The organism is Kocuria subflava, from assembly GCF_012163155.1.
In the GTDB taxonomy this organism is placed as follows: domain Bacteria; phylum Actinomycetota; class Actinomycetes; order Actinomycetales; family Micrococcaceae; genus Kocuria; species Kocuria subflava.
This window is the reverse complement of sequence record NZ_JAAVUN010000001.1, coordinates 16,197-28,401: the sequence shown is the minus strand read 5'-3', so window position 1 is coordinate 28,401 and position 12,205 is coordinate 16,197. Positions and strand designations below refer to the sequence as shown.

General features: G+C 64.6%; 10 protein-coding genes and 1 pseudogene. 5 read left to right on the top strand and 6 right to left on the bottom strand.

Annotated features, from left to right (window positions below; all coding sequences use genetic code 11):
• Nucleotides 1-205: 205 nt before the first annotated feature.
• Entirely contained in the window at nucleotides 206-790 is a 585-nt protein-coding gene (locus GTW58_RS00125; RefSeq protein WP_047690283.1) for a Dps family protein, read from the bottom strand.
• Between GTW58_RS00125 and GTW58_RS00120 the strand changes: the two genes are divergently transcribed.
• A complete protein-coding gene (locus tag GTW58_RS00120; protein WP_157980450.1) occupies nucleotides 771-935 on the top strand; it encodes a hypothetical protein in 165 nt (54 codons plus the stop codon). The two genes, GTW58_RS00125 and GTW58_RS00120, sit on opposite strands and share 20 nt — an antisense overlap.
• 13 nt (nucleotides 936-948) lie before the next feature.
• Here GTW58_RS00120 and GTW58_RS00115 read toward each other — a convergent pair whose 3' ends face one another.
• A complete protein-coding gene (locus tag GTW58_RS00115; protein ID WP_119932533.1) occupies nucleotides 949-3,417 on the bottom strand; it encodes an MMPL family transporter in 2,469 nt (822 codons plus the stop codon).
• Between the two features lie 74 nt (nucleotides 3,418-3,491).
• The gene (locus GTW58_RS00110) at nucleotides 3,492-4,187 is read right to left on the bottom strand and encodes a TetR/AcrR family transcriptional regulator (RefSeq protein ID WP_157980451.1); all 696 of its coding nucleotides are present in this window, start codon (nucleotides 4,185-4,187) and stop codon (nucleotides 3,492-3,494) included.
• Between the two features lie 63 nt (nucleotides 4,188-4,250).
• Here GTW58_RS00110 and GTW58_RS00105 point away from each other — a divergent pair, with 63 nt between their 5' ends.
• Nucleotides 4,251-4,748 carry a DUF4442 domain-containing protein gene (locus tag GTW58_RS00105; protein WP_119932535.1) on the top strand — a complete coding sequence of 166 codons (498 nt, stop codon included), beginning with the start codon at nucleotides 4,251-4,253 and terminating at the stop codon, nucleotides 4,746-4,748.
• Between the two features lie 141 nt (nucleotides 4,749-4,889).
• On the opposite strand, the gene GTW58_RS00100 is transcribed toward GTW58_RS00105, so the two are convergent.
• Entirely contained in the window at nucleotides 4,890-5,933 is a 1,044-nt protein-coding gene (locus tag GTW58_RS00100) for an FAD-dependent monooxygenase (RefSeq protein WP_119932536.1), read from the bottom strand.
• Nucleotides 5,934-6,152: 219 nt separating this feature from the next.
• On the opposite strand from GTW58_RS00100, the gene GTW58_RS00095 reads away from it, so the two are divergent.
• Together GTW58_RS00095 and GTW58_RS00090 are read left to right on the top strand one after the other, a co-directional pair.
• Nucleotides 6,153-7,637, top strand: coding sequence for an amino acid permease (locus GTW58_RS00095; protein ID WP_232817976.1), 1,485 nt, complete (start codon nucleotides 6,153-6,155; stop codon nucleotides 7,635-7,637).
• A 110-nt stretch (nucleotides 7,638-7,747) separates the two neighbouring features.
• A complete protein-coding gene (locus tag GTW58_RS00090) occupies nucleotides 7,748-8,170 on the top strand; it encodes a YccF domain-containing protein (RefSeq protein WP_047690292.1) in 423 nt (140 codons plus the stop codon).
• A gap of 259 nt (nucleotides 8,171-8,429) precedes the next feature.
• Here GTW58_RS00090 and GTW58_RS00085 read toward each other — a convergent pair whose 3' ends face one another.
• Complete coding sequence (locus tag GTW58_RS00085; protein WP_119932537.1) at nucleotides 8,430-9,389, bottom strand: DUF2382 domain-containing protein; 960 nt, start codon at nucleotides 9,387-9,389, stop codon at nucleotides 8,430-8,432.
• 435 nt (nucleotides 9,390-9,824) lie between these two features.
• Here GTW58_RS00085 and GTW58_RS00080 point away from each other — a divergent pair.
• Nucleotides 9,825-11,197: pseudogene (locus tag GTW58_RS00080) on the top strand (MFS transporter).
• On the opposite strand, the gene GTW58_RS00075 reads toward GTW58_RS00080, so the two are convergent.
• On the bottom strand, nucleotides 11,187-12,182 hold the full coding sequence (locus tag GTW58_RS00075; protein ID WP_119932538.1) for a helix-turn-helix transcriptional regulator: 996 nt from the start codon (nucleotides 12,180-12,182) through the stop codon (nucleotides 11,187-11,189). The pseudogene GTW58_RS00080 and the gene GTW58_RS00075 overlap by 11 nt on opposite strands.
• Between the last annotated feature and the right edge of the window lie 23 nt (nucleotides 12,183-12,205).

Below are 12,205 nucleotides of genomic sequence, written 5' to 3'. Positions count from 1 at the left end.
GGCCACTGGGGCAGAATCGGTGGCCGCAAGAATCCGGGAAAATCCCGAGCACTGCACAGTACAACTTGGGTGAAGTGTCCCGTAACCACTTGTGACGGAACGGACATCCAGAGCACAGGGGTTCCCGGGACAGCACGAGGGGCCGGCCCCCGTCATGGGTTCCGGCCCCTCGGCACTCAGCGCGGCTTAAGGCCGCTGAAGTTCCTCAGCGCTTCTTGCCGCGCGCCTTGGCTGCAGCGCCCTTCTCCGTGCGGGCACCGGCGGTCTCCAGTTCACCGCCGTTGTTCTCCAGGTGAGCACGCACGAACCACTGGAAGAGCTCCAGTTCCTTGACCTGCCCGATCAGCATGTCCTCTGTGACGGGGTCGATCTCACCGGCCTTGGCCAGCGCCTTGCGGTGGTCCTCCAGCAGCCCGGTGTAAACCAGGTCCAGTGCGGCCAGGTGCTCGTAGACGCCAGCGCGCCCGATCGAGTAGTCGTCCCAGGAACGCTCGGCCACAATCGCACCGGAGAGCCCGTTCGGGGCGTAACCCAGGGTGGCAATGCGCTCGGCCACCTCGTCAACGAATCCGCGGACCAGTTCAACCTGCGGGTCCAGCATCTCGTGCACGCTGATGAACCCGCGGCCCGTGACGTTCCAGTGGGCGTGCTTGAGCACCAGCTGGAGATCGTTCAGCGCGTGCAGACGGTCCTGCAGCGCGGATGCCAGTTCCAGCCCCTGCTGATCCGTGAGCCCCGGAACGGTGTAGTGAGCAACGGCGGTCTTCTTCTTGGTGTTCTTGCCGGCCATGGTGGCCTCCTTTGACCTCAATGGTGAACGACGACGACCGTGGTCACCCACCGTCGTCGTCGTTCACGGACTGCTGATGATCTACCGATCCATCCTCAAACAGCAGCTCAGCAATGTAAACGGTGTTCGCTCACAGGCTGATTGAGCTTGTCGTGCCACTACCGGAGAGTCGTGGAATGTGCGCAACCCCGGCCCAGGGCGGATGCGATCTCCGCATCCACCGTCTCCTGAGCCACGCGCTGATCCTTGTCCGCGGGGGACTCCACGGGCTCGCGGTGCTGGTTGAGGGAATCACCTTCAACGTCCACGTTGGGCAGGATCTTGTCCAGCCACTTGGGCAGCCACCAGGCCTTGTCCCCCAGCAGGGTCATGAGCGCCGGCATGATGGTCATGCGTACCACAAAAGCGTCCAGCAGCACGCCAACCGCCAGGCCGAAGCCCATGGGCCGGATCATGGTCAGGTGGGAGAAGATGAAGCCCGCGAACACGGAGGCCATGATGATGGCCGCGGCCGTCACCACTGCCCGGCCGCCCACCAGACCACGGACCACAGCGACACGTGCCGGGTGACCGTGGACGTAGGCCTCCCGCATGCCGGTGGCGATGAACAACTGGTAGTCCATGGCCAGGCCGAACAGGATGCCCACCATCAGGGTCGGCAGGAAGCTCAGGATCGGTCCGGGATCGGAAACCCCGAACAGACCGCCCAACCAACCCCACTGGTACACGGCCACCAAGGCGCCCAGACCTGCCAACAGGGACAGCAGGAAGCCCAGGGAAGCAATCAGCGGCACGATCAACGAGCGGAACACAATCACCAACAGAACCAGGGAGATCGCGATGACCACACCCAGGTAGAGCGGCAGCGCGTCAGCCAGGACCTGGGAGATGTCAATGTTGGCCGCGGTCTGACCTGCAACCCCGATCGAGGCGTCATCAGAGGACTGGAACTCAGTGGACAACCCGCGGATGTCATTGACCAGGGTTTCTGTGGCTTCATCAGCCGGCCCGGATTCGGGAACCACCTGGAGGATGGCCAGGTTGGTGCCGTCCTCGGGCGGTGCGGGGACAACGTTCTTGACGTCGTCCAACTCCTGGATGCGCTCACCCACGTTCAGCTGCAGTTCGCTGACCTCGGCTTGGGACAGGTCCTCGGGATGTTCCACCACCACGGTCATGGGACCGTTACGGCCTGCCCCAAAGGTCTCATCCACGATCCGGAAGGCCTGGTACTGGGTGGTGTCGGCCGGTTCGGAGGAACCATCCGGCAACCCCAGGCGCATGCTGGCCACCGGAATGGCCAAGAGAATCAGGGCGGTGGAGGCACCGATCACTGTCAGCAGCGGGTGCCGCACGGAGCGCGGAGTCTTCACGTGGGCGGCGTCTTCCACAAAGTGCCCGGAGGTCACCTGGTCACGCTGGGTCTGTGGCAGCAGCTTGAGGCCCACCAGGCCCAGAAGTGCCGGGGTCAGGGTGATGGTGATCAGCACGGCCACCAACACGGAGAACGCAGCCACACCACCCATCAAAGCCAGGAACGGAATCCCGGAGACAGCCAGTGCCACCAGGGCGATCATCACGGTGCAGCCTGCGAACACCACGGCAGAGCCGGCGGTCCCGGTGGCCAGACCGATGGACTCGTACAGGGGCACACCGCGGCGCAACTGCTGGCGGTGTTTGTTGAGCACAAACAGGGAGTAGTCGATACCCACGGCAAGACCCAACATCAGACCCAGCACAGGGGTCACGGAGGCCATCTGCACCACACCGGACAGGGACAGTGCAGCAGTCGCGGCCACACCCACACCCACCAGGGCGGTGAGCACCGGCACGGCGGCACCGATGACGGTGCGCAGCATGATGAACAGCACAGTCGCAGCCACGATCAGCCCGATCACCTCGGCCGCACCAAAGATCCCCAGGGTCTGGGCCAGTTCGGTGGAGTAATCGACCTGGACACCACTGATCCGGGCGTCGTCGATCGCGTTCATCACCCCTTCCTTCTCCTCCGGCTCGATCTCCGGCTGAGCGGCGGTGAAGTTCACGGTGGCGATCGCAGTGTTGCCATCCGGGGAGACAAAACCGTAGTCACCCATGAGGTCCATGGAGCGCTGGCCGACCTCCAGCTGGGCCTCCTGCTCGGTCACCGTTTCAGCCGTGACACCTTCCGGGACCATGCCTGCGGCCACCGCACCTTCCAGCTGTCCGGAATCCCGCAGTTCGATCAACTGCCCCAGCTGCTCCTCACCGTCGGAGAGTTGCTGCTCTTGGGAGTCCAGTTCGTCCTGAGCCTGGAAGGGGTTGGTTACGGAAGCGACTCCGTCAACCTCACCGGCGTCATCCAGGGCGGCGCCGATGGCCTCCCGCTGGGATTCGGTGAACTCGGAGCCCCCCTCGGTGCTGAACACAATGGTGCCCACACCTTCGTTGGCCTCTGGGAGTTCGTCCGACAGCTGATCGGCCAGGCGTTGGGTTTCCGTGCCGGGGATCTCGAACTGGTTGGTCAGAGTCCCGCCGAAACTCAGGTAGGCCCCGACGGACAGGGCCAGAATCACGGCCCAGGCCGCGATGACGGCCCAAGCTCGCCTGGCGGCCCCGCGCCCCAGGCTGTAGAGGAATTTAGCCATTGTTGTGTGGCCTTTCTTGGGTTCGGCCCGCGGGTGCGCGGACGGTTCCGGTTTCTTGACGACGACGGTTGCGGCTACGCCGCGAATCCGCGTCCCAGTGCATTCATGCCCCGTTGCAGCAGTTCCTGCCACAGGGCACGGGTCTCTTGGGTGAGTTCTCCGTGGGTTTGGCCGAACCAACGGTCGGCTGACACGGTGATGGTGGTGATGAGGTGTTCGGCCAGCAGATGGGCCTCGAACGGGTCCTTGGTGTCAACGCGCTCGTGCAACAACCCGACGATCTTGAGCGCAGCGGCATCGGTGGACTGCACGGCCAGCAACTCGAGTTCCGCGCTGCCTTGTTTGGGCACCGACGACGGCTTGTCCACCTCCGAGCACGTACCCGTCTGTTGACTCGGTGACGGCAGGAACGGGACCAAGGCCTCACACACGGTGCCGATCACATCCAGCTCCAGAGCGACCTCTGCAAACCTCACATAAGCCGTGGGGAGGTCCGCAAAGCGCTGTTCACCGATGCTGTCCTGGAACTGGCCGTAGAGACCGCTCATGGCATCCAGGAAGGAGGCCTGAACTGCCTCCTCCACCCCGGTGAAGTGATTGAAGATGGTGCGGCGTGAGACCCCCGCCTCCTTGGCGAGGTCGTTGACCGTGAACCCGGAGATCCCGTGTTCACGACCCAAAAGAGCCGCAGCTTCCACGATGGCGCGGCGGTTGTGCCACTTGAGCGCTTCACGCTTGTCGCTGGGAGGGGTGCTTTGGGTCAGATCCACGGGATAAAATCTAGCCAAGTACTTGCACACTGTGCAACATCACGACGACGTGAGGTAGGTCGCATGGCCCGCAGCAGTTCAACCCACCAGTCGGTGGGACCCATCAAGCGCGCATTCTCCAGCCCCAAAGCGCTGGCTCTGGGCATGTCCATCTGGCCACCATTCCTGGGAGCTGGCATCCGCGTGCAGGAGATCTCCCCGGATTGGCGCCGAGTACGCGTGAGCATCCGCTCCCGACCGTGGACCTCCAACTACGTGGGAACGGTGTTCGGCGGGACCATGCTCTCCGGCACGGACCCCTTCTGGATGTTGATCCTGATGAAGAACCTGGGCTCCGACTACATCGTGTGGGACCGCCAGGTGGAAGGGCGCTTCCGCCGACCCGGTCACGGTCACCTGCACGTCACCTTTGACCTCGACCAGGCCACGCTGGATGAGATCCGCGCGGAGGCAGACACCGGTGAACGCGTGCTGCGGTGGTTCAACTCTGACGTCCTCAACGCCGACGGCGAGGTGGTGGTCACCATCCGCCGGGAGCTCTACGTCAAGCGCAAGGCCTGAGCCAAACCCACCCACCTCCCGCTGAGGACACCGGGCGCCTACACCCAAGCCCACCCCCCGCCGAGCAGTGAGTTGTGCCGCTGATCAGTGCTGATGGGCGGCACAACTCACTGTTCGGCAGAAGGTGGCAGGACAAACAGCTCACAACCAGGTACCACCGGCGGCGTCGTCGGGAATCTCCGTGTCCGCGCGGAAGCCGTGAATCCAGCTGAGGTGGCGGTCGAACATGCCCGGATCCGCCAGGACGATGGCGTCCTCAATCGACTGATTGGTCCCCTGACCGTGGTGGGGCACCAGCGCGTGCGCGGCATCGCCCAGCAAAGTGATGCGCCCACGTGACCACCGGGACAGCGGTGGGCGATGAAATAGTCCCCACCTCTCTGTCACAGGAACTGCGGTGATCATCTGCACCACTGCCGGATGCCAGTCACGGAATCCCTCCAGGGGTGAGCCTTCCTCCACCGGAACCACCCAACTCTTGTGCGGCCACGGCGCCGGGCAGCGCTGCACCAGGAAGAAGTTCTGCTCACCGGAACCGATGGGATAGTGCAGCAGGTGGGCCCCCGGGCCCATCCAGAACTGAATGGCCTCCGGATCCGGGAGTTCGCTCAATGCCTCCGGCGTCACAATCCCCCGGGAGGCCGATGCCCCCGAGTACAGGGCAAAGCCATAGCCCAGCATCAGTTTGCGAACCGTGGAGCGCGCGCCGTCAGCACCGATCACCAGGTCAGCCTGCGCCGAATCGCCGTCTTCGAAATGAAGGGTGGCGCGCGGGCCGTCGTCGTCAATGGTGATCACGCGCTTGGACAGGTGCAGGCCTTCCGCACCGAACGCGCCTGCCAGAATGCGCTGCAGATCGGCTCGGTGAATGCCCACGTATGGCGCGCCGAACTGTTCCCGGTAGCTGCTGCGGGTGTGGTGGCGCCCAACAATCCGGCCAGTGCGGCCGTCGCGATGAATCAGGCCATCCACCTCGGCCCAGGCCGCCGCCAGCTCAGACTCCAAGCCAAAGCGCTCCAGGTAGAACCGTGTGGCGTTGGCGGACAGGGCCACCGCGGCACCGACCTCCCGCAGCTCGCGCGTGGCCTCCCAGATCTGGACGTCAAATCCACGACGCCGCAGCTCGATGCCCAGCGTCAGGCCGCCGATCCCCGCTCCCACAATGGTGATCTGCGGACTGTTCATGTGAACGCTCCTTATTCATATGCGTATTGAGCACAATGCACGTCTATTGATGCATCCCAAGCTACGTGAGGGATGTGCTGTGCACCACACATGCCTGTTACTCCAGCCCAGTAGTGAGTTGTGCCGCCCATCAGGGCTGATCGGCGGCGCAAGCCACTGCTCGGCGGATTGACCAGCCGATGAAACATCAGGCTCCTGAGCGGTGCTAAGTTCGCGGGCATGAGTTCTTCCCCACGCGGTGCGCGCAACACCTCCGCGCCAACGCCTGCCACCTCCACGGAAGCTGCCACCTCCGCAGCAACCCCACAGGTCACCAGCCACCTGGGCACCTCCATGAAAGCCCGCCACCTGGTCATGATGAGCCTGGGCTCCGCCATCGGCGCCGGGCTGTTCATTGGCTCAGGCGCCGGCATTGCCGCAGCCGGCCCTGCCGTTCTGATCTCTTATGCCATTGCCGGGCTGGTGGTCATCATCATGATGCGTGCGCTCGGCGAGATGGTGGCTGCCGCCCCCGCCTCCGGCGCCTTCTCGGTCTACACGGAACGTGCCCTGGGACCGGCCGCCGGGTTCACCGTGGGCTGGCTGTGGTGGATCCAGCTGTGCCTGGTGATTGCTGCGGAGGCCACCGCCTCCGCACAACTGCTCTCCGGACTGTGGCCCGTGTTCCCGCAATGGGTCCTGGCACTGGTCTTCATGGTGGTGTTCACCGCCATCAACCTGCTGGGCGTGGGCAAGTTCGGCGAGTTCGAGTTCTGGTTCTCCATGCTCAAGGTGGGGGCCGTGGTGGCCTTCTTGATCGTAGGCATCGTGTTCCTGTTCGGCGGCACCCCCGCCGATCCCCCGGGATTCAGCAACTTGACCGAGCACGGAGGGTTCTTCCCCATGGGGGTGGCCGGTGTTGCTGCAGGCCTGCTGGTGGTCGCCTTCGCCTTCGGCGGCATTGAGATCGTGGCCGTGGCCGCCGCAGAAACCGATGATCCCGCCCGCAACGTCTCCCGCGCCATCCGCACCATCGTGTGGCGCATTCTGCTGTTCTACATGGGCTCCGTGGCGCTCATGGTGATCGCCCTGCCCTGGGACTCTGACTCTTTGGGGGCCTCCCCGTTCGTGGCCACCTTGGATGCCGCAGGGCTGCCGGGCCTGGGTGCCGTGTTGGGCATCGTGATCGTGATTGCCCTGCTCTCCTCCCTCAACGCCAACCTCTACGGCGCCTCCCGCATGGTGTTCTCCCTGTCCGAACGCGGCCTGGCTCCCCGGGGCCTGCACTGGCTCAACAACCGTCGTGTGCCCGTGGCAGCCGTGATGGCCTCCACGGCCTTCGGCTTCCTGGGCGTGGGTCTGAACTACCTGTGGGCGGAGGAAATCCTGGGCATCCTGCTCAACATTGTGGGCTCCACGCTGATTGTCACCTGGTTGGCCACCCTGGTCTCACACTTAATCCTGCGACGCCGCGCCCACCGCAACGGCGAACCCTGGCCCTACTCCGCACGACTGTTCCCCTGGACCAACGTGCTGGCACTGGTGGTGGTGGCAACCATCATCGGCCTGGGTCTGACCGTGGCGGACGTCCGATTCCAGATCCTGGCCACCACGGCCCTCGTGGTGGTCCTCATGGTCATCGGCGCACTGATCTCCCGACGCCGCGGCCGCAGCTCCCTGGTGGAAACCACCCGCGATTCCCAGGCGAGCACACCGGCGCCCTGACTGGCGCGCACAACCCCAGCGGCCGTCGTCGTGCGTGGGACCGTTGCCTCACATGGCAACCATCCCACCCACGACGGCGGCCGTTTGCTCACCCTGCGTACTGTTGAACCATGCGCACACTGATCTCTTTGATTCTGAACATCATCTGGTTGGTCACGGCAGGGTGGCTGCTGTTCCTGGGCTACGTGCTGGCGGGAATCGTGGCCTGCATCTTCATTGTGACCATTCCGTTTGGGCTGGCATCCTTCCGGATCGCAGGATTCGTTCTGTGGCCCTTTGGCCGTGAGGTGATCGCAGTCGGCCGTCCCAGCGGGCTGAGCACCGTGGGCAACGTGATCTGGTTTGTGGTGGCCGGCCTGTGGTTGGCCATCGGTCACGTGCTGACCGCCGTGGCACAAGCCATCACCATCATTGGACTGCCCCTGGCATGGGCAAACCTCAAGCTCATCCCGGTGACCTGCTTCCCGTTCGGCAAGCAGGTGGTCTCCTCCTCGGATGCCCGGGCACAGATGTTGCCCATGGCTCGCGTCTGAGCCGCACGCTCTGAACTGACAACACGCTTCTGGCCGCTTCCACGTGCCTGGAAGCGGCCAAAAGCGTGTTCGGGAAGAAGCTGATACCGCACTGAGGTCAGACATGACTGTGGGGTGCTCGGATCCACCTCCGAACACCCCACACCAGGGTCAATGACTGACCCGGCTGGATCTGTCAGTGCGACACGGACGGGTGCGCTGACAGATCCACCTCTATGACATCACCTCAGTGATGCCCACGCGTTTGCGACGCGGTGACTCAGCGACGGTTGTTGCGGCCGTCCAAGTCGTTGCGGCCATCGGCGTCGCCGTCGTTGACGACCTCAACCTCTTCGCGGGCGACCTCGGTCTGGACGCGCTCCTGGTCCTGAACAACGTTCTTGTCCAGGCCCACGCGCTCCTTGGCAACAACTTCCTTGTCCACCACGGGGCGCTCTTCGGTCAGGGTGACCTCAACGTCCTCTTCACCCAGGGAAGCGCCGTCGTGAGCTTGGCCCTCGCCGATGGGCTCGCGGACGATCTCGACCTCTTCGCGCTCGACCGGCACGGTGATGGTCTCGTGCTCGGTCACAACGCGCTTGCGCAGACGGGCGCGGCCGGTCTGGACGCGCTCGGTGCCCACGTTGACCTGCTCCTCGTGGCGGACCACGGAGTTGCCGTCAACATCGGTGCGGCCATCGACGTCGCGGTTGCCCACGTTGGCGTCACGGTTGTCACGGGGGGAGCCTTCCAGGCCGTACTGGCCCTGGTCGCCCTCACGGGTGTACTCGCCGCGCTCGTCCGGGTACTGGCCGCGGTTGGCGTCGTCGTGGCGACGCTGTGCGCGGTCATCGCCCACGTTGCGGTCCTGGCGGGCGCCTGCCACGCCACCGGCGGCACCTGCGGTGCGGGCGGCGTCGTTGTTGCCGGAGCCGTTCAGGCCGTAGTAGCGGTAGAGCTCGTCTTCCTGGCGCTCGTCGATGTGTGCATCGGCATTCAGGTTCGGGGCGTCCTTGATGAAGTCCTTGGTGTACGGAACGTGGATCTCTCCGTTGTTCACGCGAGCCTGATCCAGGGGGACAAAGGTCTCGTTGGTGCCGAACAGGCCGGTGTTGACGGTGACCCAGTTGGGCTCGCCCGAGGCGTCGTCCAGGTAAAGCTGTGCGACGCCGCCAACCTTGCTGCCGTCCTGGTCGTAGACGGTTCCGTTCTCGAGCTCTTCGATGTTGAAGGTGGCCATGATGACTCCTGATTCGTTGCTCGGACCCGCACTCAGCCCAGAGCGCGGGTGAGGTGTGCGAGCCACCCCACAAACCCAAGAGGTGACCGCAAACACTCAGACTGCTGTGCAATCCATCAGTAAACGTAGCTGTTACCCACGCCATAAGTCACCTCGAAAGGTAAGCCTGGTTGCAGTTTTTTGGAAGCACACTGCTGATTGTCAGGCAACTACCAGGGACGCCTCGCGTGATCGCTGGTATCGCGCGCGTCACATAACGCGATATTTGACGCAGATCACCCCCCAGATTCATGCTTACCCGGCAATCGACCGGCAACAGTTGCCCAAGTCGGCTCGTCATCATGCGTCACAGGAGAGCAATCCCTGTCACACGGATGCCGAGTCCCACCCGCGGTCCGCACGTCCCGGTCAGGTCTTGGAAGCAAAGGAAGTTCCATGTCCTCAACAGCGGCCTCGCCCCAGGCTGGAACCCCGCAAAAGACCCCGCGCAAAGCAGCGCTGGCGGCCTGGGTCGGATCGGCACTCGAGTACTACGACTTCGCGGTCTACGGCACCGCCGCCGCTCTGGTGATCAACCACCTCTTCTTCCCCAAGGACGCTTCACCCGGTGTTGCCATCCTGCTGTCCATGTCGACCGTGGGCATCGCCTACGTCGTACGCCCCTTGGGGGCTCTGATCATGGGTCCGCTGGGCGATCGATACGGACGTCGATTCGTGATGATGCTGACCCTGTTCATGATGGGCGGCGCAACGTTCCTGGTGGGCTGCCTGCCGACTTACGACCAGGTGGGGCTGCTCGCACCCGCCCTGTTGGTGCTGTGCCGCGTTATCCAAGGCCTGTCCGCATCGGGGAACAGGCCTCCGCGATCTCCGTATCCCTTGAACACGCAACGGAACGGCACCGCGCCCTGACCACCAGCTGGACGCTGCAGGGCACCCAGTTCGGCACCCTGTTGGCCACCGCGGTGTTCATCCCCTTCACCTCGATCCTGACGGAGGAGCAGCTGTTCTCCTGGGGCTGGCGTATCCCGTTCTGGATGTCCGCCCTGGTGGTGGTGGCCGCCTACATCATCCGCCGGACCCTGGAGGAACCGCCGCAGTTCAAGGAAGTCGTGGAGCACAAGGACCAGGCCACTCCTTTGGGGCACCTGATCCGCTTCCACAAGGCCGCCGTCATCCGCATCGCCTGCGCGGCCATGATCAACACCGTTCTGATCGTGTTCCAGGTCTGGGCGCTGTCCTACGGAACCTCCGTGGTGGGCATGGACCGCTCCACTATGCTGCTCGTGGCCGTACTGGCCAACGGCGTGGCCCTCGGCGCGATCCCGCTGGCCGCGATGGTGGCCGACCGGATCGGTCGCCGTCCGGTGTTCATCGCCGGGGCGATCGGGTCCGCAATCATGACCTACCCGTACCTGGGGGCCGTGTCCTCCGGCAACTGGACCCTGATCTTCGTCCTGGGCGCGGTGATGGCGGGCTTCTTCTACTCGATGGCCAACGGCGTCTGGCCGTCGTTCTACGCGGAGATGTTCCCCACCCGGGTTCGCGTCACCGGGTTGGCGCTCGGCACCCAGATCGGTTTCGCACTTTCGGGCGGCTTCGCCCCTCCGCTGGCCTCCTACTTCGCGGGTGAAGACGGCACCAATTGGGTGGCCGTGGCCATCATGGTCTCCTGCGCCTGCGTGCTGGCCGGCGTCGCCGCGCTCACGGCCACGGAGACCAAGAACCGCACGCTCGACGACATCGACAATCTGCACACCTCGCGTACCGAGGCACTGGTGCTTGGGGACCTGACCGTCAAGCGCTGACGGACCGGTCGAGGCGTCGCCCGATAGTGGCGAACGCCTCGACCAGTTCGTCGGGGTACACCTCCGAGAGGTCGGCGTCGAAGGTGATGAACAGGCCGGTGACCCCGGCCCAGGACCAACCACCAATGGTCAATCGGCATTGTTGGGCATCGACGGGGCTCACCACGGAACCTCCGGGCGCCCACCGAGCCACAACACCTGCCGGGAGGTCGACGGTGGCGGACCCGACGCACTGCCACTGACCGGCGGTGTCCCCACGGTCGGGGTTCTGCACCACCAACCGCGTCAGATCCTCCTGCGTCAGGGCATGCCGGGCGAATGGCCTCCCCATCGACGACTTCGACCGGAGGCGGTCAACCCTGTAGGTGTGCCACGAGTTGTCCCTGTGCTGCCGGGCGATCAAGTACCAGCGCCCGGCCCACACCACCAGGTGGTGCGGTTCGACCTCCACCGGGAGCGAGGGCCCGGCGTCGCGCCTGGAATCCTCGGGTTCCCGCGGATCCGCGTAGGTGAACCGCAAAGTTCTGGACCGGCGGATCGCGGAACCGACGATCTGCAGAGTCTCCACGTCCAGTGGCGGGGCGGAGAACTCCCAGTAGTTGCGAAGACTCGTGACCTCAAAGGCTTCACTCGCTGCACGCAGACGGGCCGGCATCACCTTTCTCATGGTCGACAACGCCCGGGTGACAGCGTCATCGATCCCGCTGACCGTGGCAGGGGCCGTCTGCAGCGCCAAAGCGATGGCAATCGCCTGGTCGTCGTCGAGAACAAGCGGGGGCAACTTGGCACCGTGACCGAGGCGGTATCCGCCGCCGGGGCCCTTGAGGGCGTTGACGGGGTAACCGAGCTGTCGCAGCGTGTCGATGTCCCGTCGCAACGTTCGGGATGACACCCCCAGCCGGTCGGCGAGCTCGCCGCCGGGCCACTCCACGCGGGCTTCGAGCAGAGACAGCAGACGCAGGATGCGGGCAGAGGTGTCGGCCATGGTCGAAGACTGCCAGACAAAGC